The sequence below is a fragment of the Acrocarpospora sp. B8E8 genome (genome assembly GCF_039871605.1).
GTDB lineage: Bacteria > Actinomycetota > Actinomycetes > Streptosporangiales > Streptosporangiaceae > Acrocarpospora > Acrocarpospora macrocephala.
The window spans coordinates 86,138-112,240 of sequence record NZ_JBDPLV010000008.1 but is presented as its reverse complement, the minus strand read 5'-3'; the positions used below and the strand labels follow the sequence as shown (position 1 = coordinate 112,240).

Sequence of the window (26,103 nt, the reverse complement as noted above, 5' to 3'; positions counted from 1 at the left end):
CGTCAGCGCCGGCGGCAACCATCAGAGCAGACGATATAGCTAGCTACATCTACGAACACACCTAGACTCTTCCTCCATGTCGGTCACTCTCGCCGAAACCCCCGTTTCCACGGTCACGGACCAGCGCGCCCCCCGATTCTCCGGGGGGACGATCGCCGCCCTGGCCGTGTGGGCGGCCGGCTCGGCGCTCGCCCTGGTGCTCCCGCGCTGGCTCGATCTGAGCCCGCTGAGCATCCAGGGCGCCGCGCTCCCGCTCGCCGTGGGCGGCCTGGTGATCGCCGTCGTCGTCGCGGTCGCCGCCCGGTGGCCCGGCCGAGCCGATCTGGTCGGCGGCGCCGCGGCGGGCCTGCTCGCCGCGTGGGTCCTGCTCACGCTGCGCACCGCCCTGTACGGCACGCCGCACGGCTTCGGCACCCTGGCGGGCGACATGGGCCGGATGTCGGCCATGGCCACCCGCTTCTCGGAGACCCTCGCGAACGGCGACCCGCTCGGCGTCGGCGTGCCCTCGGAATACCCGCCGCTGTTCCCCTGGCTGATCGGCCGCGCGTCGGCCCTGTCCGGCGTGCCCGCCTGGCGGCTCCTCGGATACGCCGAGATGATCTCCATGTCGGTCGCCGTCATCGCGGCCTACCTGCTCTGGCGGCGGCTGGTCAGCGCACCGGTCGCCCTGGCCGTCACGGTCGCTGGCCTGGCGGGCTTCCACGACCCGGCCAAGGCGTTCGTGGTCGTGACTATCGCGGCTTTCGTCCCGTGGACCCTGCAGACGCTCTGGACGCCGCCTGCTGGGCGGCTGAACTGGCTGGTCGCCGGCGTCATCGGCGGGCTCATCGTATGTACCTATCTGGGCCCGTTCATGCTGTGCTCGTTCGGCCTGCTCGCGCTGCTGGCCCTGCTGCTGCGCGGGCCCGACCGGAGCGAGCACCTCCGCCACCTGCTGAAGGTCATCGCGGTGACGGTGGTCGTGTCCGGCTGGTACCTGCTGCCGTACGCGATCACCATCCTGACCAAGGGCGGGCAGACGGTCCAGGACCTTTACCCGACCGATGATCTGCTGGAGCCGCCGCCTCCGTTCGGCTCGCTGTCGCCGCTGTCCGCCCTGCAGATCGTCGGTCTGGCCGGCGTGCTGTGGTACCGGCGGGCGGCGTGGTGGGCCACGCCGATGTTGTGCCTGATCGCGGGCCTCTACGTCTACCGCGCGGTGATGCTGGCCCGGTTCACGGTGGACGGACACACGATGTTCGCCCACTACACGACCCGGATGCTGGGGCCGATCCTGGCCGTCTGCGGGGTGCTCACGATCACCATGCTGGCGGGCGCCCTGGCGCGACGGCTCGCCCGCCCGCTGCCGCGCGGCCTGGGGCTGGCGGGGGTGGCCGTCCTGGTCATCTGGACGATGTTCACCGCGGTCGGGTCCTGGATGCCCAACCGGGACGCGCTCACCGGCGCCGCCCCGAACAGCGCCGCCGTCGCCCACCTGCAGCCCTTCCCGGACGGCAGGCTGCCCCGATTCGCGGTCGCCGAGCACGCCCTGGACGGGTTCCCGGCGGCCCAGGTGGCCAGGGCGGTGGCCCGGACCCTGCCCGCGGACCGGCGGCCGGTGACGCTCGCCGTCGACGAGCGGCTCTTCGCCTCCGTGCCGTGGCCCGGCTACGTGGCGGTGGACCGGACCGCCGCCAACAGCATGGCCCGCTGGGACGACCGGCACGCCGAGGTCGCCCGCCTCGCGGCGACCTTGGACCCGGCGGCGTTCGCCGCGGCGTCGACCGCGTTCGGAACCATCGACGTGTTCGTCCTGTGGAACGAGGGGGACGTCTGGTCCTGGAAGGACGTGAACTTCCGTCCCGCGCAGTTCGACCCCACCATCTTCGCGATCACCAAACTGCCCGGCGGGCTGGTCGTGGCCACCCGGAAGGGCTAGGGCGCCTCGTCGCCTTCCACCCGCATCACGCTCGCCACCGCCCGGACGATGTCCAGGTCGCGGAGCCGCTCCACGGTCAGCGACAGCGCCGCGTCGCTGGCCCGGTGCGTGACGAGCACGAGCTGCGCGTCGTCCCCCCGGCCCTCCTGCCGGACCGTCTGGATCGACACGTCCTGCTGGGCGAACACGTCGGCCACGGTGGCCAGCACGCCCGGCTTGTCGGCCACGTCGAGCGACACGTGATACCGCGTCACCGTCTCCCCGACCGGATGCACGGCGAGGTCCGCGTACACCGACTCGGACGGCCCGCGGGTGCCGGCCAGGCGATTGCGGGCCACCGCGACCAGGTCGCCCAGCACCGCCGACGCGGTGGGCGCCCCGCCGGCGCCGGCGCCGTAGAACATCAGGCGACCGGCCGACTCCGCCTCCACGAACACCGCGTTGTACGCCTCCCGCACCCCGGCCAGCGGATGCGACCTCGGGATCATCGCGGGATGCACCCGGACGCCGACCGAGCGGCCGTCGTCGGAGCGGGCGCAGATCGCCAGCAGTTTGATCACGTAGCCCATCGCCTTGGCCGAGGCGACGTCGGCGGCGGAGATCTCTGTGATGCCCTCCCGGTGCACGTCCGCCGCGGTCACGCGGGTGTGGAAGGCGATGCCGGCCAGGATGGCGGCTTTGGCGGCGGCGTCGAAGCCCTCGATGTCAGCGGTCGGGTCGGCCTCGGCGTAGCCGAGGGACTGCGCCTCCTCCAGGGCGTCGGTGAAGGACGCGCCGGTGGAGTCCATCTTGTCGAGGATGTAGTTGGTGGTGCCGTTGACGATGCCGAGCACCCGGTGCACCCGATCCCCCGCCAGCGACTCGCGCAGCGGCCGGATCAGCGGAATCGCCCCGGCGACCGCGGCCTCGAAGTAGAGGTCGGCCCGGTTGGCGGCGTGCACGGTGGCACCGTCCTCGGCCAGCAGTGCCTTGTTGGCGGTGACCAGCGACTTGCCGCCCGCCATCGCGGCCAGAATGAGCGACCTGGCCGGTTCGATGCCGCCGATCACCTCTACCACGATGTCGATGTCGTCGCGGGTGACCAGGGCGTGCGCGTCGGTGGTGAGCAGCGACGCGGGCACCGCCACGTCACGTTTTCGGCCCAGCTTGCGCACGGCCACCCCGGCCAGCTCCAGCGGCGCGCCCACCCGGGCCGCCAGGTCGTCGGCCTGCTCGGTGAGCAGCCGCACCACCTGGGAGCCGACCACGCCACACCCCAGCAGGGCGACCTTCAGCGGTTCGCTCACAACTGCCCCCTCAGCAGGTCTTCCTCGGTCTCGCGCTGGACGATCACGCGGGCCTGGCCGCCGGACACCGCGACCACCGCGGGCTTGGGCAGATAGTTGTAGTTGTTGGCGAGCGAGCGGCAGTACGCCCCGGTGCCCGCGACGGCGATCAGGTCGCCGGGGGCCAGGTCGGCCGGGAGGTAGAGGTCGCGGATGACCATGTCGCCGCTCTCGCAGTGCTTGCCGACCAGGCGGGACAACATCGGGGCCGCCTCGCTGGACCTGGAGGCCAGGCGGGCGGTGTATTCGGCGCCGTACAGCGCGGTGCGGATGTTGTCGCTCATGCCGCCGTCGACGCTGACGTAGGTGCGCAGGCCCTCGACGTCCTTGACCGTGCCCACCTCGTACAGCGTGATCCCGGCCAGGCCGGTGATCGAACGGCCGGGCTCGACGGTGAGGCGGGGCAGCGGCAGCCCGGCGGAGGCGCAGACGTGCGCCACGATCTCGCGCAGGCTCTCGGCGATCAGCTTGATGTCGGGAGCGTCGTCGCCGTCCACATACGGGATGCCGTAGCCGCCGCCCAAGTCGAGTTCGGGCAGCACGACCCCGTGCTCGTGCTTGATCTGGGCGAGCAGGCCGGCCAGCCGCCGGGCGGCCACCTCGAAACCGGCGGTGTCGCTGATCTGGGAGCCGATGTGCGAGTGCAGGCCGACCAGTTCGAGCGAGGGCAGCGCCAGCACCCGGCGGACCGCCTCGGCCGCCGCGCCGCTGTTCAGCGAGAGGCCGAACTTCTGGTCGTCGTGGGCGGTGGCGATGAACTCATGGGTGTGCGCCTCCACGCCGACCGTGACCCGGATCATCACCTTGGGGCGCACGCCGTGCTTGTCGGCCAGGTAGCCGAGGCGGGCGATCTCCTCGAAGGAGTCGGCCACGATGTGCCCGACCCCGGTGACGACGGCACGTTCCAGCTCGGCCACCGACTTGTTGTTGCCGTGCAGGGTGATGCGCTCGGGCGGGAAGCCGACGCTGAGCGCCACGGCGAGCTCGCCCGCGCTGCACACGTCCAGGCCGAGGCCCTCCTGCATGATCCAGCGGGCCACCTCGCGGCACAGGAACGCCTTGCCCGCGTAGTGCACGTCGCCGTCGTGGAAGGAGGCGCGGTAGTCGCGGCAGCGGGACCGGAAGTCCTCCTCGTCCATCACGAGGAGCGGGCTGCCGTATTCGGCCACCAGGTCGCGGACGTCCACGCCGCCGATCGAGATCGTGCCGTCGATTCGCTCGGACGTTCGCGGCCAGAGCGCCGGATTGAGGGCGTTCAGGTCGGCGGGGGCGTGCGGCGGGCGTTCTTCTGGCAGCACTTCGGCGTGCCGGTCACCGGCCGGATGGGCGAATCGACTCACCTGAACGAGGTTATCGGACTCCCCACCCCGGATGAGACGGTTGCCCAGGTGCCGAGACGCTACATCCGGTCGGGCGGGACCTCCGCCGACAGCGCCCCCAGCACCACCCGCACGGCGCGGGCCAGCCAGAGCCGCGCGGTGTGCACCTCCCCGGCGGGCTCGTCGCCGACCGGAGTCGCCGGGGCCCGCTCATGCGCGTCGTGGTACGCCCCTGCCAGCCGTTCCGCGAACGCCTCCCAGCGCGGATCGCGGCTGCTCCGGCGACTGGGCAACTCGGCCAGCATCCGCAGCACCCCTCGATCCTCCACGCCATCCAGCAACTCCGGCCGGAACCCGCTCATCGGCACCTCGAGCTGCGCCCCCCACCGCGCCACCGCAACCGCCCGTGAATACGCATATTTCACGACAAATCCGGGGTTGTCCCATGTCCGTGGACGGTCGGGCCACGTGCACGAAGCCAGGTGGGGCAGCTCTTCGAGCTCCGCGACGTGCTCACCGGGAAGCGTCACCGTCACCAGCAGCAGCCCGCTCGGCTGGATCTCGACGTCCGCGATCCCGTCCGCCGCGCGCAGGTCCTCGATGGAGACCCCGGCCCGTACCAAGGGGGAGATGTATCTGGCCGCCTCCGCCCAGGTGCCCACCGGGGTGGGAGGGTAGCCAAGGAGCGCGCCAAGCCGGTCAGGGGTCACCGGAGGACTTTAGCCGGGAACACGGCCGACCACGCGGGCGTACATCAGACCTGGGGCCGGGACGGGATCGAGGAAGCCCGGCAGCGCGGGCAGGTCCACGGCGAAGGTCTGGAGCAGCTGGTAGAGGGTGTTGGCGTCGGCAGGGCGGCGTTCGGGTTCCTTCTCCAGCAGGGCTTCGATGAGGGCGGCGAGCGCCGGGGGGACGCCGGGAACGGGCGGCGGGCGCTCTTTGACCTGGCGTTCGAAGACGACGTAGTCGGTCGTGCCCGTGAACAGTTGCCGCCCGGTGAGCATCTCGTGCAGCACGCAGCCCAGGGCGTACAGGTCGCTGCGCGGTCCGGCGACGCCCCGTTTGATCTGCTCGGGAGCCATGTACGCGGGCGTGCCGAGAATCTGCCCGGTCCTGGTGAACTGGGCGCCGTCGGCCTCGCGCAGGATGGCCAGGCCGAAGTCGAGGACCTTGACCGTGCCGTCCGGGCACAACATCAGATTGGTCGGCTTGAGGTCGCGGTGGCAGATGGCGAGCGCGTGGGCGGCCGACAGGACGGCGCACGCCTGCGCGGCGATCGCGGCGGCCCAGGCCACCGGCAGCGGCCCGTGCTCGCTGACCACGTCGGCCACGGTGACGCCGTCGATGAACTGCATCACCTGGAAGAGCCGCTGCTCGTGCGTGCCGAAGTCGTACAGGACGGGCGCGCCCGGATGGTCCAGCCGGGCCAGGATGCGCGCCTCCCGGATGAAACGCCGCTCCAGCTCCTCATCGGGCCCGCCGGGCAGCCGGAGGAACTTGACCGCGACCTTCCGGTCGAGATGCTTGTCGTGGCCGCCGTAGACGGCGCCCATACCACCCTGACCGAGGGGGAGGTCGTCAAGCTCGTATCGGTCAGCGATGACCATGCGGCTACTTTAGAGGAGATGTCCGCTGGCTAGACCGTCCAAGCCCAGCCGGATCAGCCGCTCGCCCCGCCTGGTGGTGGCCCGCAGGGCGTCGTCCAGTTCCGCGAGCCGCCGGAACGCCGCCCCGTACGGCCGCTGTTCCGGCAGCGAAAGCCGGGGCACCCGCGTCCGGCGGGCGTCCAGGCGGCTGGTGCCGCGGCTGTGCCCGCCGCCGGCGCGCAGAAAACCGGCCAGGAAGTCGGAGTCCAGCCGGGCCGGATCCAGCCGGTAGAGGGTGAGCTGGGGCCCGAGCACCGCGCCGCTCTCCGCGATCACCCGGACCGTCCCGGTGGGCGTGGTCACCACGTCCCCGGCCTCGATCACGATCTGCCCGGCGGCCGACCCCGTCCGCCCGGAGGGGACACCGCCGAGCAGCACGTCGTCGCCGGACAACACCGGCACCTCGCCCTGGTCGGCCACCTCGCCTGGCTTCATCGCCGAATGGTGCACGGCCAGCAGCCCGGCCTTGGCCAGCTCCCCCACCGTGGTCATGTTCAGATCCCTGGGCTCGTCGAGCACGGCCAGATCCGGCCCGGTCAGGCTGCTCGCCGCCGCCCGGAAACCCTCCTGCTCGGCGATGAACTCCGCGGGCGTGCCGCGCCGGTCGAAGCGCAGCGGGCTGACGTCCACTTCGTCGTCGAGCAGGTCGATGATGCGCACGCCCTGCGGATCACGCTGGAACTCCAGCCAGGCGGGCCACACGCCGGACAGCTCGCCGTTGAACATGAGCACCTGGGCGGGCGGGCGTTCCCCGCTCTCCGGGCGGCGCAGCACCCACAGGTCGCCGCCGCCGATGGCGATCACCGCCCGCAGGGCTCCGCCTCTGAGCAGGTTGGCTCGGATCCGGCGACCGGGGCGGCGGGAGGCCGCGGCGGGCGGCATCAAGATCACCACGGTCCCGCCGGGCCGGACCCGAGCCAGGCAGTGCTGCACCCAGGCCAGCTCCGGCTCGCCGCGCGGCGGCAGGCCATACTCCCAGCGCGGATCCCCGGCCAGCTCGTCGTGGCCCCAGGCGCGCTCGTTGAACGGCGGATCGCAGACGACCGCGTCGACGCGCTCGCCGGGGAAACCGTCCTGGCGGAGCGAATCCCCCGCCACCACGCGGCCGTCCACGCCGCGCATGCGCAGCCGGATCTGCGCGATCCTGGCCGAGGAGCCGGACAGCTCCTGGCCCCGGGCCGCCTTCGCGCCCAGCAGCAGCGTCCCGATCCCGCACGCGGGGTCGAGCAGCGTGCCGCCGCCGGACAGCCGGGTCATCAGCTCGGCCAGCTCGGCGGGCGTGACCGCCAGCTGCCGGGAGTGCGCCTCGACATACCGCTCGCACAGGAACTCGAAGGCGTCCCGCGTCCCCCGCTCGTCGGCGAGTTCCGCGAGCAACTCGGTGACCCCGGGCCGCAACCCGGACGGGCGTCCTTCCAGGAAGTCTCCCGCCGCGGCGACCAGCTCCCCCAGGCGCAGATCATCCCCGGACGCCCGCAACCGCTGCCAGGCCAGATCCCCCGGTGACAGCTCGTACGGCTTGCCGTTGCGCCGCAGCCACTCCTCGACCTCGGCGAGCGAGAACAGCGGGCTCGCGGTGGTCCCGCCGACAGGCTGCGGGAAGTCCTCATGACGGCGACGCCAGTTGCTCACCGCGGCCCGGCCGACATCGGCCAGCCGGGCGATGTCGCCAGCGTTCACGTAAGTCACGTCATCACTCTACACGACATGCCTACTTGTGAAGTGCTTCAACCAATGTTTTACTGTGCATATGAAACACAGCACGCTGGGACTCCGGTACGCCGCCCGATCCGATGTCGGGCAGCGCCGCCAGAAGAACGAGGACTCGGCCTACGCGAGCGGGCGGCTGCTCGCCCTCGCCGACGGCATGGGCGGCCACCCACACGGCGCCGTCGCCGGGGCCACCGCGATCCGAGTGCTGTCCGGGCTGCCCATGGACGGCGAGCCGATCGCCGCGCTGGAGGCCGCGGTGCACACCGCCGCCCAGACGCTGAAGAGCATGGCGGAGGCCGACCCCGCGATGAACGGCATGGGCACCACGCTGACCGCCATGCTGTGGAACGGCCAGGGCTTCGCGCTGGCCCATGTCGGCGACTCGCGCGGCTACATGCTGCGCGACGGCGTGCTGTACCAGATCACCCACGACCACACGCTGGTGCAGTCCCTGGTGGACGACGGGCGGATGACACCGGAGCAGGCGGCCGAGCATCCGCGGCGGTCGATGCTGATGCGGGCGCTGGAGAGCACCGGCAACGTGAACCCCGACATGTCCTCGCGCGGGGCCTACCCCGGCGACCGCTACCTGCTCTGCTCGGACGGCCTGCCCGCCGTCGTGTCGCCGGACACGATCCACGAGATTCTCACCTCCGTCGCCGACCTCGACACCGTCGCGCGCACGCTCGTCGACCTCGCCAACCGGGGCGGCGGCCCCGACAACATCACCTGCGTCGTCGCCGACGTGGTCGACATGGCCCAAACAACCGTCGGAGACGGGCAACCCATCATGGTCGGCGCCGCGGCCATCGAGCAAGGGCCTACGGCTGACCCGGCCGACCACATGGCATGACACGAAGGGCGGCCCTTCGGAAAGGGCCGCCCTTGGCGCGGGTGTTCTAGTCGTGATCGTGGTCGTGGGGGTCGTCGTCGTCCTCGTCTTCGAGCGTGCCGTCGGAGGGTTCGACGCCGAGCATCGCCTCCCTGGGCTCCACCTCGTCGATGTGGTCGACAAGGCTGAGCACGTGATCCGGCTCGATCAGCCACTGCAGGGCCGCCGCTCCGGTCTCGTCACCGTTGACGAGCTCTATCTGTTCCTGGCGCTCAGCGGCGTCCAGATCTGCTTCGGGGTGACGGATCTCCTTCAGCGCGGCGGCCTGGAGGGCGGCCACGTCGGTGACCTCTACGACAAGATCGACCGTCAACCGCAAATAGCGTCCGGTGTCCGTTGCATCGCTCATGGTGGTGATCCTAGGGGAGCTTCCACTCGACCGGGGATCCGCCCTGCTCGGCCAGCAAGGTGTTGGCGCGGCTGAACGGGCGCGACCCGAAGAAGCCGCTGCGCGCCGACAGCGGGCTCGGGTGCGCGGACTCGATGCACGGCACCTGGCCCAGCATCGGGCGCAGGTTGCGGGCGTCCCGGCCCCACAGGATGGCCACCAGCGGGCCGCCGCGCTCGACCAGCGCGTGGATGGCCTGCTCGGTGACCTCCTCCCAGCCTTTGCCCCGGTGCGAGGCGGGCTTGCCGGGCATCACGGTGAGCACCCGGTTGAGGAGCAGCACGCCCTGCTCGGTCCACGGGGTGAGGTCGCCGTTGGACGGCGCGGGCAGGCCGAGGTCGGCCGTGTACTCGGTGAAGATGTTGCGCAGGCTGCCCGGCAGTGGCCGGACGTCGGCCGCGACCGAGAAGCTGAGGCCGATCGGGTGGCCGGGCGTCGGGTACGGATCCTGTCCGACGATCAGCACCCGCACGTCGGCCAGCGGCTGCTGGAACGCGCGGAGCACGTTCGGCCCGGCCGGAAGGTACTGCCGGCCTTCGCTGATCTCCTGCCGCAGGAAGTCTCCCATCGCGGCTATCCGCCCGGCGACGGGCTCAAGGGCCTTGGCCCAACCGGCTTCCATGATCTCGGGTAAGGGACGTGCTGTCATGGTCGCGGAGCCTACCGACCGGGTACGACATCGCGCGGACGAATCCGCCGCGCGATGCCGTACATTTCCGGCTGAGAGGACTATTCAAGAGATCGCCCCTTGATGACGGCCCAGCAGGCAGGCGCGACTCATCGAACTGCGCCGGGCTCCTCTTGAATAACCCTCTTACTTCACCGATCCCGCCAGCAGACCCTGGACGAAGTACCGCTGGAAGGCGAAGAACAGCACCAATGGGATGATCAGCGAGAGGAACGCGCCCGGCGCGAGGATGTCGACGTTCGTCCCGAACTGCCGCATCTGCGATTGCAGGGCCTTGGTCATCGGCTGGTTTTCCGTGTCGGCGTACACCAGCGCCACCAGCAGGTCGTTCCAGACCCACAGGAACTGGAAGATGCCGAGCGACGCGATCGCGGGCTTGGCCAGCGGGAAGACCACGGTCGCGAAGATCCGCCATTCCGGCGCCCCGTCCATCCGGGAGGCCTCCAGCAGCTCCCGCGGGATGCCCGCGAAGAAGTTGCGCAGCAGGAAGATGGCGAACGGCAGCCCGAACGCCACGTGGAACAGCACCACGCCGGCGATCGAGCCGAAGATCCCCAGCGCGCCGTACAGCTTCGCGATCGGGATGAGCGCGATCTGCACCGGCACCACCAGCAGCGCGATGACCACCAGGAACAGCGCGTCCCTGCCGGGGAACTCGATCCAGGCGAACGCGTACGCCGCCGTCGCCGCGATCCCGATGACCAGCAGCGTGGCCGGCACCGTGATCAGCACGGTGTTCCAGAACGACGAGCTGAACCCGGAGGCCAGCAGGTTGCCGTAGTTCTCCAGGGTCAGCTGCGCCGGTTTGGTGAACAGCGTCCACCAGCCGGAGGAGTTGTTGTCCGTCTCGGCCCGCAGCGAGACCACCAGCAGGCCGAGGGTGGGCACCAGCCAGAAGATGGCCACCAGGATCAGGACCACCTGGAGCACGCCGCCGCCGAGCCGGTCGATCAGCCGGGCCGGTCCACGCTGGAAGGTCGCGTCGTTCATCGTTCGTCCCTCCGGAACCGGCGGATGTTGAAGGCCATGAACGGCAGCACCAGCAGCAGCAGGAAGATCGCCAGCGCGCTGCCCAGGCCCTGGTTGCCGCCGCCGCCGAAGGAGACCCGCCACATTTCCAGCGCGACCACGTTGGCCTGGGGTTGCACCGAGCCGGGCGCGATGATGAACACCAGGTCGAAGACCTTCAGCACGTTGATGATCATCGTGACGAAGACCACCAGCAGGACCGGTGAGAGCAGCGGCACGGTGATCTTGCGGAACACCTGCCACTCGGTGGCGCCGTCGATCCTGGCCGCCTCCAGCGCGTCCCTGGGGATGGCCGAGAGCCCGGCGGCGATCAGCACCATCGCGAATCCGGCCCAGACCCAGATGTACGCGCCGATGATCGCCGGAGTGATCAGCGTCGGGCCGAGCCAGGTCAGCCCGCCGAAGGCGGCGGTGAAATTGGACTCGGGCAGGCGCAGCCCGTACGAGCCGGAGGTCAGCTCGTCGAAGCGGAAGCTGCCGTCGGCCTCGGTCTGGGTGGTGGCCCGGACCGTGTCGCCTTCGACCGCCTCGACGGTCACCCCCGCCAGGCCCCGCTCCTGAGCGTCGATCTGGTTGACCGTGCCGCCGCCCCCGCGGACGGTATCGATCCAGATCGTCCCGCTCAGGCCGGGGCCTGCGGCGGGGGCTTGCGCGGCGGCGAAACCGGCGACCGCGTCGGGGCTCAGCCCGACCAGCGGGATCAGCACCGGGGTTCCGGGCTGGGCCTGCTGCTTGGTCACCACCGCGCCGCCCTGCAGCACCGCGGGAGCCGCGTCGTTCTCCCGGGGGCGCGCCCCGGGATAACCCTGGTCGCCGGAGAAGACGCCCTGCACGGTCGTGATGATCGCGTTGGCGACGCCCTTGTCCGGGTCCTGCTCGTACACCAGGCGGAAGATGACGCCGGCGGCCAGCAGCGAGACGGCCATCGGCATGAACAGCACGAGCTTGAAGGCGGTCGCCCAGCGGATGCGCTCGGTCAGCACCGCGAAGATCAGCCCGAGCACGGTCACCATCAGCGGCGCGACCACCACCCAGATGATGTTGTTGCGGATCGTGGTGAGCGTGGCCGGGTCGCTGAAGATCGCGCCGTAGTTCTCCAGGCCGACGAAGGTGTTGCCGCTCGCGTCGTGGAAGCTCCGGAAGACGGAGTACAGGATCGGGTAGACCATCCACGCGGCCAGCAGGAGCAACGCCGGGGCCAGGAAGACCCACGCCATCGCCGGAGACGGCCCCAGGCGCCGGAGTTGGGGGGTGGCCATGGCCTACTCCTTGTAGGACTTGGCTGCGTCGGCTTCGAGCTTCTCCTGGGTGCCCTTGATGTCGGCCGGGTCGCGGAGGAAGTCCTGCAGGTGCTTCCACTCGCCCTTGCCGTCGGTGCCGCCGAAGGCGCTGGGGGCCAGGTCGGACATGTCATACCGGACCGATTCACCGGCCGAGATGATCGTCTGGGCCAGCTGCTTGGTCAGCTCGCTGGGGTAGTTGTCCGGGGAGACGTTCCGGTTCGGCGACAGGTAGCCGGGCGTCTTCGCCCAGATCTCGCCGCCCTCCTTGGAGGCCATGAACTCCAGCAGCGCCATCGCGCCCGGGGTGTCCTTCAGCGCCACCGCGACGTCGCCGCCGAGCACCACCGGTGCGGTGTCGCCCACCGTCGGGAACGGCATGATCTTGGCGTCCTCGCCGATCACGGCGCCGGACTGGGTGGCCGAGGAGGCGACGAAGTCGGCCTCGATCACCATGGCCGCCTTCTTCTCGCCGTACACCTGGGTCACGCAGGTCGGGAAGTCGGTCTGCAGCGCGCCGGACGCGCCGCCGAGCACGAAGTCGGGCTTGCCGAAGATCTGCGCCATCTTGGTCAGCGCGGTGGTGACCGAAGGGTCGGTCCACGGGATCTCGTGCTTGGCCAGCTTGTCGTAGTTCTCCGGGCCCGCGCTGGACAGGTAGACGTTCTCGAACAGGTCGGTGAGCGTCCAGCCGGACGCGCCGCAGAGCGAGAACGGCGGGGTGCCCGCGTCGGCCAGCGTCTGCGCGGTCTTGCCGATCAGGTCGTCCCAGGTGGTGGCCTCGGCCGCGCCCGCGTCCTCGAACGCGGCGGTGCGATACCAGATCATCGACTTGTGCGCGGCCTTCACCAGCACGCCGTAGACCTGGCCGTTGGCCGAGCCCAGTTCCTTCCAGTACGGCGTGTAGTTGTCGTCGATCTGCTTCTGCACGCCCGCGCCCAGCGGCTTGAGCGCGTTCTGGTCGGCGTACTGCTGGACCAGTCCCGGCTGCGGCAGGACCGCCACGTCCGGCGGGGTGCCGCCCTCGATGCGCGGGCCAAGGTAGGCGCCGGTGTCCTCACCGGTGGAGGCGTAGATGACGTCGGCGCCGGTCTTGGCCTCGAAGGCGGTCAGCACCTTCTCGAAGTTGGCCTGCTCGTCGCCGGTCCACTTGGCGGCGATCTCGATCTTGACGCCGGCCAGGGGCTTGGCCGCCGGAGCGGACCCGGCCGGGGCGGACGGGGACGTGGCTTCGCCCCCACCTCCACATGCGGTGACGGCCAGCGCGGCGATCAGCAGTATGGCGGGTTTGCGCATGGTTATCCTCCTGAGCGGATGACCTCGCCGAGTTGTCGCTTCAGATTGGCGACGGTCTCCCCGACGGGGGTGGTGCGGGAAAGTGCGCCCGATACGGCGCTGGAGACAGCCAGGCTGACCTGGTTGTAGTTGGCCGTGACCGGCCGTGGCCTGGCGGTGAGGATGGCTTCCTTGAGCACCGGTAGGTAGGGGAACCGTTCGATCAGCGCCGGGTCGTCGTAGAGCTGGGTCCACACCGGCGGGAAGGAGCCCTCGGTGAGCACGAGGCGCTGGTTCTCCAGGCCGGTGAAGTAGCGGATGAAGTCGAGCGCCGACTGCTGCCGGCGGGAGAACGCGCTGACGGCCAGGTTGGTGCCGCCGAGCGAGCTGGAGCCTGGCCCGTCCCGGCCGGGCAGCCGGGTGACCGCGAACTTGCCCGCCACCGCGGAATGCGTGGCCGGGCCGTACGCGTGCGGCCAGTTGCGGGCGAACAGCAGCCGGCCCTCCTGGAAGGCGAGCCGGGATTCCTCTTCCTTGAAGGAGAGGGCCTCCTGCGGGATCCAACCGTCCCGGAGCCCGGTGACCAGGAAGTCGAGCGCGGTCGTGGCGACCGCCGGATCCATGGTGACGCGCCGTGCGTCCGGGCTGAGGATCTCCCCGCCCGCGGACTGCACGGCCTCCGCGAAGTTCACCGTCAATCCCTCGTAGGGGAGGAACTGCCCGGCGTATCCGCCCAATCCCTTGTCCCGGCCCAGGCGCGTGGCCTGGTCGCGCAGCTCGGCCCAGGTCCGCGGCGGCTTCTCCGTACCGAGCAGATCGGTGCGGTAGTAGAGCAGCCCCGCGTTGCTGGTGTACGGCACCGCCCACAGCTTGTCCTGGTACACGGCGGTGTCCACCACCGGCGGCAGGAACTTGGCCAGCGGGAACGCGCCACGATCCAGCGGCACGATCCAGCCGGCGTCGGCGAACTCGGCGGTCCAGACGACGTCGAGGCCGAGCACGTCGTACCGGTCGGAGTGCGCCTGCAGGTTGGCCACCATCTGGGCGCGCTGCTCGTCGGCCGCTTCGGGCAGTTCGAGCAGCGTCACCGGCTCGGCCGGGTGGGCCGAGTTCCAGCGGTCGAGCAGGGGGCGGAGGTAGGCGGTGGTGTCCCGGCCGATGGCGAGCGTGATGGGCCCCGCCGCCGGAGGTTCGCCGTCGGGCGCGCCGAGCGCCGAGCACCCGGTCGCCAGCGCGACCAGGAACATCAGCGTGCGACGCGTCACTTGTTTTCCTCCGTGTGAACTTTGCTTTACATACGTGTTAGGTAGGTGCATGCATGTTATGCATAGCGCTAATGTGGGCGTCAACCGGCAATTCGGTAACGTTCGGAGGTGGGCGGGTGCGGCTGCCGCTGCTGGCACTCCTGGCTAAGGAACCTGCCCACGGATACGAGCTGAAACAGGCGCTGGAGCAGACGTTCGGCAGCGCGTACCCGTCGCCGAACATCGGGCAGATCTACGTCACGCTCGGGCGCCTGGAGAAGGACGGTCTGGTCCGGTCGGTCGACGTGGAGCAGTCCAACCGGCCGAACAAGAAGGTCTACTTCCTGACCGCCGACGGGCGGGAAAAACTGGAGAACTGGGTCGACGAGCCGACCGAGGGCCCGCGGGTGCGCGATGAGTTCTTCATGAAGCTGGTCCTCGCGCCGCTCACCGGGATCGCCGACCGGATGGCGCTGATCAACCGGCAGCGCCGGCACTATCTCTCGCTCATGCGGGATCTCACCGAACTCGCCGAGCGCACCGACCCGGGGGATCGGGTCGCTCTCCTGCTGATCGAAGGGGCGACCCTGCACCTGCAGGCCGACCTCGACTGGCTGGAACGCTGCCAGGAGGACCTTGTGACATGACTGTTCTGCGCACACTCAACCTGGTGCGGATCTACCAGAACGGGGGTGTGCCGGTGCCTGCCGTGCGCGGGGTGGACTTCACCGTGGAGGCGGGCGAGTTCGTCGCGATCATGGGGCCGTCCGGGTCCGGGAAGTCGACGCTCGTGCACATGCTGGGCGGGCTTGACGTGCGGACGAGCGGGGAGATCTGGCTCGACGGCAAGCGGGTGGACACGCTCTCGGAGAGCGCGTGGGCCGTGCTGCGGCGGCGCAAGATCGGGTTCGTGTTCCAGTTCTACAACCTCGTCACCAACATGACCGTGGCCGACAACGTGGAGTTGCCCGCGTTGCTGGCCGGGATGTCGCCTCGGGAGGCGCGGGAGCGGCGCGAGTACCTGCTCGGGGAGCTGGGGCTCACCGAGCGCGCGTACGCCGCGCCGGCGGAGCTGTCGGGCGGCGAGCAGCAGCGGGTCGCGCTGGCCCGCGCGCTCGCCAACGGCCCCCAGCTGCTGCTGGCGGACGAGCCTACCGGGAACCTGGACAGTCGCAATACCCGTGACGTGCTGAAACTCCTGGGGGAGGTGCATGGGCAGGGGCAGACCATCGTGGTGGTGACGCACGATGCGAAGGTCGCGAGCAAGGCGGATCGGGTGGTGACGCTGGCCGACGGCATGATCGTGGACGACGCGTCGATGCGCCGCCGCCGGTTCACGCCCGGGACCGCGGGCGATGTGGTGGAGCTGCGCGGATGATCCTCCTAGGGCATCGTGGGTGGCGGGGGGTGTCCCGCGGATGATCTTCCCTGGGGAATCGTCGGTGCCGTGGAGGTGGAGTTCCGCGGATGATCTCCCATGCGGAATTGTCGGTGCCGGGAGATACGGTGCGCGACATGGTGTTCACCGTGGGTGGAAGATGGCCGATGATCGCTGAGTGGCGGTGGATTCGGTCGGATCTTCGGGCCAGGCGTATGCAGGCCACGCTGACCGTGCTGGCCGTGGCGGGGATCGTGGCGGCGCTGGTGACGGCCGCGACTCTGCTGGAGGAGGGCACCAACCCGTGGCGTGGGTTGTTCACGCGGGGGCATGGGGCGCATGTCTGGATCCACACCAAGGACGCGCCGGATATTTCGGCATTGGGGAGCTTGAACGGGGTTACCGAGATCGCCGGGCCCTACCTCAGCGCGCCCGCGACGCTGGCGGGGAGCGGCCGGAAGGTGCCGGTCGCGTTGCAGGAGGCTCCCACCGCGCTGCCGAAGGTCGCCACGCCGCTGCTCACCGAGGGGCGCTGGCTGGATCCCGCCGACCCCGACGGGGTGGTCGTGGAACGTTCGTTCGCGGCGGCCACCGGGCTGCGCCCCGGCAGCGCCTTCACCGTGACCGGGCTCAACGGCGCCACCCACGCGCTGTTCGTGAAGGGCGTCGCCGAGAGTGGTGACCAGGGGTTCTATCCCGACTGGGCGCCCGGCCTGGCCTGGACGCTGCGGCAGACGCTCACCCTGGTGGAACCCGCGTCCGGGCGCAGCGAGAACGTCACCGGGCTCCGGCTGGCCGATCCCGAGGACACCAACCTGGTGGTGCAGCAGGCGGTGACCGCCCTCGCCGGGCAGGTGCAGCGGATCTCGACCTGGCGCGAGGTGCGGGCCTCCATGGAGCTGGACAACCGGCTGCTCGGGCTGCTGCTCGCGCTGTTCGGGGCGGCGGGCCTGGTGGGGGCGGCGCTGGCGCTGGCCAACGCGACCGGCGGGCGGGTGCTCGGCCAGCTGCGCGACCTGGCCACGCTCAAGTCGCTCGGGTTCACGCCCCGGCAGGTCTCCACCATGCTGCTGGCCGAACACGGGCTGCTGGGGCTGCTCGGCATCCTGATCGGCCTGGCGGCCGGGCATGTGATCACGGCCGCCACGCTGCGGGTGCCGCCCTCCCCCGGCCAGCTGGCCGCCATCGGCCTGGGCACCATCCTGATCGTGCTGATCGCGGTCTGGCTGCCCGCCTGGCGCGGCGGCCGCACCGCCCCCATCCCGGCCGCTCCCGCCATCCCGCCGCACGGCCGCCTCTCCCGGCTGGCCCGGCTGGCCCTGCTGGTACGGCTCCCGCCCGCGCTGGTCCTCGGCACCCGGGACGCGTTCACCCGCCGGGTCCCCGCCGTGCTGACCAGCGCCGGTCTCGCCCTCCCGATGATGATGATCACGATCGGCCTGGGCTGCTGGGCCACCCTCGACGATTTCGCGAAAAATCCCGCGAAAGTCGGTCAGGCGGCCGCGCTGTCCGTGCGCCCAGGGGACCTCACCGCCGACGAGGCGCGCGTTCGGGCGATGGCTGACCCCGCCGTGGCGGCCGTCTACCCCGGCGTCGAGCTGGACGCGCTCGCCCCCGGGCAGACCAGAACGGTGCGAACCCGGGCGTTAGGCTCGTCCACCGCCCCCTACCCGTTCCACGTCGCCGAGGGCCGCATGTTCCGCGAGCGCGGCGAAGCCGTCGCCGGACAGGGATTGCTCGACTTGCTCAGCGTCCGCGTCGGCGACCGCGTCCGCCTCACCATCGGCGGCACCCCGCTGATCGTCCACATCGTCGGCCGCGTCGTCGAACCAGAACAGGACGGCGAGGTCCTCTCCTTCGGCATCGACACCCTGGCCGCCAAGGACGCCGTGCCACCACACTTCTTCGCCCTCGTCCTGAAAGACCGCGCCGACGCTCAGGAGGTCAGAGTCCGTCTCCAGGGCCTGGAGGTCACCCAGGCCGTCAACCCCGCCGACCGCCTGGCCGTGATCCGCGTGATCATTATCGCCCTGATCGTCGTCCTGGCCCTGATCGGCCTCGCCAACCTCCTCACCGCCAGCGCCCTCGGCCTCCGCGACCACGTCCGCGACCTCGCCGTCCTCCAGGCCATGGGCCTGACCCCCCGCCAGGTCATGGCCACCCTCGTCACCGGCACCGGAATCCTCGCCGTCCTAGGCGTCCTCTCCGGCGCGACAGCCGGCGCCTTACTCTCCCGCTCATTGATCGACTGGGAAGGCCACGGCAGCGGCGTAGGCGCCGGAATCGGCCGCGCCCCAACCCCCACCACCCTCACCGCCGCCATCCTGATCGCAGTAAGCGCAGCCCTCCTAGTCGCCCTAATCCCAGCCCGCCGAGCCGCCCGCGCCCGCGTCCCAGTAACAGCGGGCTAACCCTTCACGACAACCAGCAGAGCCAGTCCCCACCACCCTCACCACCATGCGGATCGCGGTGCGCGCGGCCCGCTTAGCCGCCTTAATCCCGACCCGCCGAGCCACCCGCGCCTGAGTGACAGCGGGCCAACCCTCCACGACGAACCAGCACAACCCAGTCCCGAGGTGAGCCTGGATGCTCGCGACGACGGCCGCAGCTTCGACCCGACGTCCCTGCCCGCGCTCGGCGGATTCGGGCTCGGCGGCATGCGCGCCAGAGCCGCGGCTCGACAAGTTGGCAGAAACCGGCCCGCTACTGAGCGCCGCGGGAGCTAACACAATTCCCCGTCCTGATTGCCCAGGGACCTATTGCTCCGGGCGGACTGCCGCCAGCCCCTCTTGGCGCCGGTGCGGCGAGAAGCATCGCGAACGTGAACGGCGCCGGATTGCGGTGAGCAACCCGGCGCTTCGCTTTTAGCCCTTCAGGGCGAACCAGTAGAAACCGTGGCCTGGCAGGGTTAGTAGGTAGGGGAGTTCGCCGACCGTTGGGAAGGGGACGCCGCCGCGGCATTCGACTGGGGTGTAGCCCTGGAAGCGGCGGAGGTCTAGTTCGACTGGCTGGGGGTGTTTGGAGAGGTTGTTGACGCAGAGGACGCGGTCGTCGCCGTCCTCGCGGAGGAAGGCTAGGACGGCGGGGTTGGGGGACCAGAGTTCGATGAAGTCGCCGGTGCCGAAGATGGGGTGCTGGCGGCGGATTTCCAGCATCTGGCGGGTGAACTGGAGCAGTGACGACGGGTTCTGTTGCTGCGCCTCGACGTTGACCGACGGGAAGCCGTAGATCGGGTCCATTACGGCGGGCAGGTAGAGCCGGCCGGGGTCGGCTTGGGAGAAGCCGGCGTTGCGGTCGGGGCTCCACTGCATGGGGGTGCGGACCGCGTCCCGGTCCTCCAGCCAGATGTTGTCGCCCATCCCGATCTCGTCGCCGTAGTACATGACCGGCGAACCGGGCATCGACAGCAGCAACGCGGTGAACAGTTCGATCTGGTCGCGGTTGTTCTCCAAAAGCGGGGCCAGCCGTCGCCGGATGCCCAGGTAAGCCCGCATCCGGGGGTCTTTGGCGTATTCGGCGTGCATGTAGTCGCGCTCTTCCTCGGTGACCTGCTCAAGGGTGAGCTCGTCATGGTTGCGAAGGAAGATGCCCCACTGCGCGGTCTCCGGGAGCTTCGGGGTCCGCGACATGATCTCGGAGATGGGTTCCCGGTTCTCTCGCCGTACGGCCATGAAGATGCGCGGCATGAGCGGGAAATGGAAGGCCATGTGGCATTCGTCGCCGCCGGTGAGGGGGTCGCCGAAGTATTCGACCACGTCCTCGGGCCAGCCGTTGGCCTCGGCCAGCAGGACCCGGTCGGGGTAGTTGGCGTCCACCTCGGCGCGGACGCGCTTGAGGTAGGCGTGCGTCTCCGGGAGGCCGGAGCAGTCGGTGCCCTCCCGCTCGAACAGGTACGGCACCGCGTCGAGCCGGAACCCGTCCACGCCCAGGTCCAGCCAGAACCGGAGCACGTCCAGCATGGTCTCCTGAACGACCGGATTGTCGTAGTTGAGGTCAGGCTGGTGGTGGAAGAACCGGTGCCAGTAGTACTGCTTGCGCACCGGATCGTAGGTCCAGTTGGACTCTTCCGCCCCGACGAAGACGATCGGCACACCCTCGTAGGTGGTCGGGTCGTCGGTCCACACGTAGAAGTCGCCATAAGGACCGTCGGGGTCCTCGCGGGACGCCTGGAACCACGGGTGCTTGTCGCTGGTGTGGTTCATCACCAGGTCGGTGATGACGCGCAGGCCGCGCTGGTGGGCGGCCTCGATCATGGCCGTGAAGTCACTCAGATCCCCGAACTCCGGAAGGATCTTCATATAGTCGGAGATGTCGTAGCCGCCGTCACGCAGCGGCGACTGGTACAACGGCAGCAGCCAGAGGCAGTCCACCCCCAGCCACTTCACGTAGTCCATCTTCTCGATCAGCCCGCGCAGATCGCCGGTGCCGTCGCCGTTGGAGTCCTTGAAGCCGCGGACGAGAACCTCATAGAAAACGGCCCTTTTGTACCAGCCGGGATCAAGTGACATCTGGGTGTCAGGAGCCGGCTCTGGGCATGGCGAAGCAACTGTCATCGAACATCGCTTTACGGGGAGGAGTGTTGTTCAAGTCCGCAGCTCAGAGCGGCGCTCCGCAGAAGATAGCATCTGACCTGTCTTGACATATAACGGTTACGTAGCCCTTACAGCGGCTTTTCCGGCGTTTCCGTGCGGTTACTGGGGGTTATCTCACCAGCGCTCCAGGGAGGCGTGAGATCTCCGAGAACGTCCTCATAGTCCGCCAGCCAGGAACCGAAAAGCACTAAACCGCGCAACCAAAAACGCGAATTCCATGATCCGAACGCCGCCAGCGCGTCCGGGCCCGCCGCGACCACGTCCAGCATCTGCGGAGACATCAGCCCGGGAATCCTGGCCGCCTTGACCAGCATCGTGTGATTCCACTCACGGGCTGCCGGACCTCCCGACCGCAGCGGCACCCGCCGGTGCGGCAGCGCGCCGTTCGTCGACGGCAGCGACGCCACCCTCGGGTTGGCGGCCCGCAGGATCTCCCGGTAGAAGCGCCCGCCCTCCTTCCGGGCCACCGGCACCGACAGCGCCGCGTCGAAGAACTCCGGATACAGGAACGGGAAGACCGGAGTCGCCTCTGGGCCGACCAGATTGACCGGGGAACGGGCGATCCCACGCGCCGTCCTGGTGTGCAGCACGCTCAGCGGCAGCTCGCTGCGATGCCCGCGCACCATCGAGGTCGCCTGGTCGAAGGCCACGCTCACCGTGTCGTCCATCCAGGCGCTGGCGCGCTCGCCCAGCACCGGCAGATGCGGGTCGCCGGTGGCCAGCGCGGCCAGCAGCGCCTTCCGGCGATTCTGCCCGGTCCCCGCCTCCACCGCGTCCGCGGTGATCAGGAAGTTCTTCATCAGCGGCCCGCCCGCGAGCCCGTCCACGACCGCTCGCCCCGCCTTGTGGACTTCCCGGGCGAACGGCGAATACCAAGCGTGATGGCTGGTCAGATACTCCAGCCGCCGCGCCGCCCAGCGCGCCTCGTCCGGGTAGTCCTCGGCCCGCTGCGGCACGATCCGATGCTCGATGCCCAATTCGCGGGTGATGTACCTGGCGAAGTCGATGTCGTTGTCCAGCCCGTCGTCCGGGCTGGTCGTCCACGACACGATGTCCTTGCGCTGCGCCACCGCCACGCTGGCCAGCAGCCGCGAGTCGTACCCGCCGCTCACCGGCACCAGCACCTGCTCGTACGGCTTGAGCGCCTCGTGCAGCAGCGCCACGATGTCCCCACCGGTCACGCCACGGTCGAACAGCTCCTCGCGCACCCAGCGCGGCGCCCGCCGATCCACACCCAGCCGCCCCCTGGCCCGCGACCAGCTCAGCGCCGTCGCCCCCGGCAGCCGCTTGATCTGCGCGTACGGCGTGTCCTCCAGCAACGGGTAGGTGAGCTTGAGAATGGCCGCCCACGCGTCCCAGTTCACCTCGTACGGCCGGCGGGCCAGCGCCAGCAGCGGCTCGATCAGGCCGGAGAAGTAGACGGCGTCGCCATCGGTCAGGTAGTAGACGTCGATCAGCCCGAACGCGCCCGTGTGCAGCGTCACCGCGTCCGGCGCGTCGATCAGGCCGGGCGTCTCGTAGGTCTCGGCGACCCGCAGCCAGTCGCCGCCGCCGATCGGCTGCCGGTCGCCCCACGAGAAGGCGGCCATCGTCGGCCCGCTGTCGTACGGCGTGAGCGGGCCCGAACTCAGCACGGCGGCGTCACGGGTGACGTACGCGGCCTCGACCGCGGGCCCCGAGCGGGCCAGCAGATCCAGCCGGGACTGGTCGAAGGGCCCGAAAGCACCGCACACATACGGCCTGGCCAGGAATGCCGGCCACTCACCTCTGCGCACGTCTGATCCCTCCTGATCGGTGTTCCGAAGAGTTTAAGGAGGTGAGGGGTGCCCTTGGTGTCGTATTGACGTCTTCCGGTGCCCGGTATGCGGATATTGTGACCGCTATGAGTGAGCTGGAGAGCGTCCGGCAGGCGCTGGCGCAGGCCGTCGAGCAGGCTGCGGGGGCCGCCGAACTGGCCCGGCTGCTCGTGGATTATCAGGCGCGGCTGGACGAAGCCGCCAGGACCGAAGCCGACGCCCTGACCCGGGCGAAAGCGGCGGAAGCCCGGCTGAAAGCGGTCGAACGGCAGGCCGCCCAGCTGGCCAAGAACCTGGCCGAGCAGCGTTACCAGACCGAGGTGGCGCAGTGGAAGCTGGAGTCGGTGCAGAGCAGCCGGTGGTCCCAGCTGGGCGACGCGATCCAGACCAAGAACCCGGGCACGGTCGCCAGGACGCTGAAGGCGCCGGTCAAGAAGCGGCCCGCGCCCAAACGCTCCGATTTCACGCCGGATCCGGTCGTGCCGGAGGTCACCGTGCCGGCGGTCGCCCCGGATCCCCGCGGGCCGGGGATGTCCTCGCCGCTGGCCGAGGCGTTCGTGGTGCCGAAGGGGCCGCTGGTCCGGCCGTACCTGACGGTCGCGGCGATCGTGGACCGGCAGACCGAAGCCCTCATGCGGTACGAGTGGCGGCAGGTCACCAACTTCGGCCCCGAGAACTGGCAGGCCATGCTGGAGGAGCACCAGCCGCACGTGCTCTTCGTCGAGTCGGTGCGGCCCGGGCCGCGGCAGGGCAACGGCGGGCGCTGGCTGGAAGCCTTGGAGGGGCAGTCGCGCGCGCTGCGCGACCTGGTGGAGGCGTGCAAGAAGCGCGGCGTGAAGACCGTGTTCTGGCATTCCTCCGGTTCTGTCGGCAAGGCGTTCCCGGCCGCGGAGTTGTTTGAGTATGTCCTGGCGACCACCGAGGCCCGCGCCAGGGAGTGGCGGTCCGCCCTGCGCCACGACCGGGTCGGCGTGCTCCCGCACACCGTCCAGCCCCGCGTGCACAACCAGATCCCCGCCCTGGACGGCCGGAGCCCCACCGAAATCCGCACGCTCGGCCTGGTCGACGGCGAATGGCAGCCACTGATCGGGCAGTCATCCACCGATAAATCCACTTATGACGATGTGCTGACGGCCTACCGGCAGCCCGCCCTCGTGATCGCCGGCGTCGACGCCGATCCCCGCGTGATCGCCGAAATCGAGGCCTGCGGCACGCCCCTACTCCGCCTGACCGGCGCCAAGCCCCCCGAAACGCTCGACGGCGCCGCCCCCCACCCCCACCTGGCCTGGCGCGCGACCACCGCCGTCACCCCGTTCCTGGACCCGATCATGGACACGATCGGCGTCCCCAGCGTGCGCAACGACGCCGTCGTCTCCGCCATCGCCACCGTCGCGAGCGCGCGCGAACTCGACCACCTGGTCACCCAGCTGGCCCGGCAGCACCGCCGCCCCGAACAGCTGGTGATCGTCGCCGACGGCCTGGACGCCGGGCTCGTCGAGAAATCCCTCCAGCCCCTCGGTGTCGACACGGTCGTCCACTCCACCGGCCCGCTCACCCGCGGCGCCGCCCTCGATCGCGCCCTCCGCCTCGCCGACGGTGACTACATCGCCGTCTTCGACTCCCGCGACCTGTACGGCGAGCACTACCTCGCCGACGCCCTCCGCCACTTCGCGTCCACCGACGCCGACATCGTCGGCAAGGCCTCCTGCTACATCAAGGTCGCCGGCGCCACCCTGCTCCGCCAGCCCGGCACCGAACACCGCTTCCTCGCCGAAGTCGCAGGCGGCACCCTGCTCGCCCGCCGCCAGCCCCTCCAGGACCTGGGCTTCGCCGACATCACCGACGACTGGGACGAAGTCCTCATGCGCCAGGCCCGCGCCGACTCCATCCGCGTCTACTCCGCCGACCGCTACTCCTACGTCTGCGTCCGCGCCATCGCCGAAGGCAGACTGTTCGGCTCAGCCACCCTGGAGGGGTACGTCCCGGCCGAATCCCTGGCACTCCTGTAAAGCACCCAACAGAACGTGCTGCCGTTCTTGGCGCCGGTGCGGTGAGAACCACCGCCCGCATGAACGGCGCCCGATAACGGCGAGTGACTGCTTCTTAGACCGGAGCCAGGCGGATGTGGGGCTCTGGTGGATATTCCAGGGCGATCGGGTCGCCTGGGCGGACATCGCCGCCCTTGATCACCACGGCCATCACACCTGCCTTCCGGATCAGCTCGCCGTCCTCGGTGCGGCCGAGGACCGCTTTCATGAGGCCGTGCTGGAAGTTGTCGAGCTGAACGCACGGATTGCGCAGGCCGGTCACCTCGACGACGGCCTCGGAGCCCAGGCGGAGCCGGGTCCCGGTGGGCAGGGCGAGCAGGTCCAGGCCTCGGGTGGTGACGTTCTCCCCCATCTCCCCCGCCCGTACCGCGAAACCGGCCTCGGCCAGTTCTTCGTGGAGTTCGGCGTGGATGAGGTGGACCTGGCGGAGATTGGGCTGGGACGGGTCGCGGGCCACCCGGCCGCGATGCTTGACGGTGACACCCAGATGCACGTCGCCCTCCACGCCGAGACCGGCGAGCAGGCGGATCGTTTCCTGGCTGGGCTTGCTGAACGTGTACGTCCCGCTCCGGCTGACCGCCTCGACGTGTCCCATCGCCTCAGAATAAATCAGGAAATTTCAGGGCTTGCGGGCTAGACCGCCCCAGCCGAGCGCCGCGAATCTCCGCAACACCGCGTCGTCGATGAAGTCGACGGTGTCCAGCTGCTCGAAGTCCCCGAAGAACCGGTTGATCTCTTCCACCGTCCGCGGAAACAGCCCGCTGCCCCGCGCCGTGGAGTAGGTGTCGTTCACCTGATCGGTGTCACCGCGCCGCGATTCCGCCACGGACATGTGGCTGACCACCAGGTAACTCCCCGGCGCCATCGCCTCCCGGATCTTGGCCACCTGGTCGTACGGATCGGCGACGTGATGCAGCACCGCGACCATCAGCACCCCCACCGGCTCAGACCAGTCGATCAAGCCTGTCCGCGCGGCCTCCATCGTGATCTTCTCGCCGTCGGCGATATCCGCCTCGATCATGGCAACCCCGGCCACGTTTGCCAGAATCGCGCGCCCATGCACAGACACCACCGGGTCGTTGTCCACATAGACCACACGCGCATCCGGCGCCACCGCCTGGGCCACCTGATGAACGTTGTCCTGGGTCGGCAGCCCCGCCCCCACATCCACGAACTGCCGAATCCCCTGGTCCCGCGCCATGAACCTGACAACATCCCCGAGGAACTTCCTGTTGATCCTGGCCCCCTCCCTGGACTCAGGAAACACCTTGAGGATCTCCTCCACAGCGGCGCGATCCGCGGCGAAGTTGTCCTTGCCCCCAAGCATGAAGTCATAGATCCGCGCAGAGTTGGGCGTCGTAACGTCCACACCACCGGGAGGTTTGCGGTCGGCCATGCGCGCATCGTATCGCGCCCAATGCCCGAATCAGCGGCAATGCCCGCGCAGCCGCCCGCATGCGCTGCCCGAGGAAATATTGACTGTCCATTTGACTTTGTGTTAATTTGATGCCCAGTGGTCTGGAATGCCCACCTCAAGGGTGGTTGCGTTGACCCGATTCTCCTCGCAAACCC

General features: G+C 69.9%; 21 protein-coding genes. 6 read left to right on the top strand and 15 right to left on the bottom strand.

Annotation, left to right across the window (positions count from 1 at the left end; translation table 11 throughout):
* Positions 1 to 76 precede the first annotated feature (76 nt).
* Positions 77 to 1,918 carry an arabinofuranosyltransferase gene (locus tag ABGB08_RS09980; RefSeq protein ID WP_347588670.1) on the top strand — a complete coding sequence of 614 codons (1,842 nt, stop codon included), beginning with the start codon at positions 77 to 79 and terminating at the stop codon, positions 1,916 to 1,918.
* On the opposite strand, the gene ABGB08_RS09975 is transcribed toward ABGB08_RS09980, so the two are convergent.
* The 5 genes from ABGB08_RS09975 to ABGB08_RS09955 are packed head-to-tail and all read right to left on the bottom strand — an operon-like array spanning position 1,915 to position 7,897.
* Positions 1,915 to 3,204: a homoserine dehydrogenase gene (locus tag ABGB08_RS09975; protein WP_347588668.1), complete on the bottom strand. Its 1,290-nt coding sequence runs from the start codon at positions 3,202 to 3,204 to the stop codon at positions 1,915 to 1,917. The two genes, ABGB08_RS09980 and ABGB08_RS09975, sit on opposite strands and share 4 nt — an antisense overlap.
* Positions 3,201 to 4,583 (bottom strand): diaminopimelate decarboxylase, encoded by a 1,383-nt coding sequence (gene lysA / locus ABGB08_RS09970; protein ID WP_347588666.1) that lies wholly within the window; start codon positions 4,581 to 4,583, stop codon positions 3,201 to 3,203. Before lysA ends, ABGB08_RS09975 begins: the two co-directional genes overlap by 4 nt.
* Before the next feature lie 59 nt (positions 4,584 to 4,642).
* A complete protein-coding gene (locus tag ABGB08_RS09965; RefSeq protein WP_347588664.1) occupies positions 4,643 to 5,272 on the bottom strand; it encodes an anticodon-binding protein in 630 nt (209 codons plus the stop codon).
* 9 nt (positions 5,273 to 5,281) lie between these two features.
* Positions 5,282 to 6,169, bottom strand: coding sequence for a serine/threonine-protein kinase (locus ABGB08_RS09960; protein ID WP_347588662.1), 888 nt, complete (start codon positions 6,167 to 6,169; stop codon positions 5,282 to 5,284).
* A 9-nt stretch (positions 6,170 to 6,178) separates the two neighbouring features.
* Positions 6,179 to 7,897, bottom strand: coding sequence for an N-6 DNA methylase (locus tag ABGB08_RS09955; RefSeq protein ID WP_347588659.1), 1,719 nt, complete (start codon positions 7,895 to 7,897; stop codon positions 6,179 to 6,181).
* Positions 7,898 to 7,958: 61 nt separating this feature from the next.
* Between ABGB08_RS09955 and ABGB08_RS09950 the strand changes: the two genes are divergently transcribed.
* Positions 7,959 to 8,774: a protein phosphatase 2C domain-containing protein gene (locus ABGB08_RS09950; protein ID WP_347588657.1), complete on the top strand. Its 816-nt coding sequence runs from the start codon at positions 7,959 to 7,961 to the stop codon at positions 8,772 to 8,774.
* A 46-nt stretch (positions 8,775 to 8,820) separates the two neighbouring features.
* Here ABGB08_RS09950 and ABGB08_RS09945 read toward each other — a convergent pair whose 3' ends face one another.
* The 6 genes from ABGB08_RS09945 to ABGB08_RS09920 all read right to left on the bottom strand — a co-directional run bounded on the left by ABGB08_RS09945 (position 8,821) and on the right by ABGB08_RS09920 (position 14,738).
* Entirely contained in the window at positions 8,821 to 9,162 is a 342-nt protein-coding gene (locus ABGB08_RS09945; RefSeq protein ID WP_155355498.1) for a hypothetical protein, read from the bottom strand.
* A gap of 10 nt (positions 9,163 to 9,172) precedes the next feature.
* Positions 9,173 to 9,850, bottom strand: coding sequence for a uracil-DNA glycosylase (locus tag ABGB08_RS09940; protein WP_155355499.1), 678 nt, complete (start codon positions 9,848 to 9,850; stop codon positions 9,173 to 9,175).
* A gap of 165 nt (positions 9,851 to 10,015) precedes the next feature.
* On the bottom strand, positions 10,016 to 10,879 hold the full coding sequence (locus ABGB08_RS09935) for a carbohydrate ABC transporter permease (RefSeq protein ID WP_155355500.1): 864 nt from the start codon (positions 10,877 to 10,879) through the stop codon (positions 10,016 to 10,018).
* Positions 10,876 to 12,177 (bottom strand): ABC transporter permease subunit, encoded by a 1,302-nt coding sequence (locus ABGB08_RS09930; RefSeq protein ID WP_347588654.1) that lies wholly within the window; start codon positions 12,175 to 12,177, stop codon positions 10,876 to 10,878. Before ABGB08_RS09930 ends, ABGB08_RS09935 begins: the two co-directional genes overlap by 4 nt.
* 3 nt (positions 12,178 to 12,180) lie before the next feature.
* Entirely contained in the window at positions 12,181 to 13,494 is a 1,314-nt protein-coding gene (locus ABGB08_RS09925) for an ABC transporter substrate-binding protein (RefSeq protein ID WP_347588652.1), read from the bottom strand.
* A 2-nt stretch (positions 13,495 to 13,496) separates the two neighbouring features.
* On the bottom strand, positions 13,497 to 14,738 hold the full coding sequence (locus ABGB08_RS09920; protein WP_347588650.1) for an ABC transporter substrate-binding protein: 1,242 nt from the start codon (positions 14,736 to 14,738) through the stop codon (positions 13,497 to 13,499).
* A gap of 116 nt (positions 14,739 to 14,854) precedes the next feature.
* On the opposite strand from ABGB08_RS09920, the gene ABGB08_RS09915 reads away from it, so the two are divergent.
* The 3 genes from ABGB08_RS09915 (at position 14,855) to ABGB08_RS09905 (ending at position 18,506) form a co-directional block, all read left to right on the top strand.
* Positions 14,855 to 15,364, top strand: coding sequence for a PadR family transcriptional regulator (locus ABGB08_RS09915; protein ID WP_347588648.1), 510 nt, complete (start codon positions 14,855 to 14,857; stop codon positions 15,362 to 15,364).
* Positions 15,361 to 16,095: an ABC transporter ATP-binding protein gene (locus ABGB08_RS09910; RefSeq protein WP_347588646.1), complete on the top strand. Its 735-nt coding sequence runs from the start codon at positions 15,361 to 15,363 to the stop codon at positions 16,093 to 16,095. Before ABGB08_RS09915 ends, ABGB08_RS09910 begins: the two co-directional genes overlap by 4 nt.
* An 89-nt stretch (positions 16,096 to 16,184) precedes the next feature.
* Positions 16,185 to 18,506: an FtsX-like permease family protein gene (locus ABGB08_RS09905; RefSeq protein WP_347588644.1), complete on the top strand. Its 2,322-nt coding sequence runs from the start codon at positions 16,185 to 16,187 to the stop codon at positions 18,504 to 18,506.
* Between the two features lie 453 nt (positions 18,507 to 18,959).
* Here ABGB08_RS09905 and treS read toward each other — a convergent pair whose 3' ends face one another.
* Both treS and ABGB08_RS09895 read right to left on the bottom strand, forming a co-directional pair.
* On the bottom strand, positions 18,960 to 20,603 hold the full coding sequence (gene treS / locus ABGB08_RS09900; protein ID WP_347588642.1) for a maltose alpha-D-glucosyltransferase: 1,644 nt from the start codon (positions 20,601 to 20,603) through the stop codon (positions 18,960 to 18,962).
* A gap of 152 nt (positions 20,604 to 20,755) precedes the next feature.
* Positions 20,756 to 22,462 carry an asparagine synthase-related protein gene (locus ABGB08_RS09895; RefSeq protein ID WP_347588640.1) on the bottom strand — a complete coding sequence of 569 codons (1,707 nt, stop codon included), beginning with the start codon at positions 22,460 to 22,462 and terminating at the stop codon, positions 20,756 to 20,758.
* Positions 22,463 to 22,569: 107 nt separating this feature from the next.
* Between ABGB08_RS09895 and ABGB08_RS09890 the strand changes: the two genes are divergently transcribed.
* Entirely contained in the window at positions 22,570 to 24,492 is a 1,923-nt protein-coding gene (locus tag ABGB08_RS09890; protein WP_347588638.1) for a glycosyltransferase, read from the top strand.
* A 94-nt stretch (positions 24,493 to 24,586) separates the two neighbouring features.
* Here ABGB08_RS09890 and ABGB08_RS09885 read toward each other — a convergent pair whose 3' ends face one another.
* Together ABGB08_RS09885 and ABGB08_RS09880 are read right to left on the bottom strand one after the other, a co-directional pair.
* Complete coding sequence (locus ABGB08_RS09885; protein WP_347588636.1) at positions 24,587 to 25,126, bottom strand: MOSC domain-containing protein; 540 nt, start codon at positions 25,124 to 25,126, stop codon at positions 24,587 to 24,589.
* Between the two features lie 24 nt (positions 25,127 to 25,150).
* Complete coding sequence (locus tag ABGB08_RS09880) at positions 25,151 to 25,927, bottom strand: SAM-dependent methyltransferase (protein ID WP_347588634.1); 777 nt, start codon at positions 25,925 to 25,927, stop codon at positions 25,151 to 25,153.
* Positions 25,928 to 26,103 lie beyond the last annotated feature (176 nt).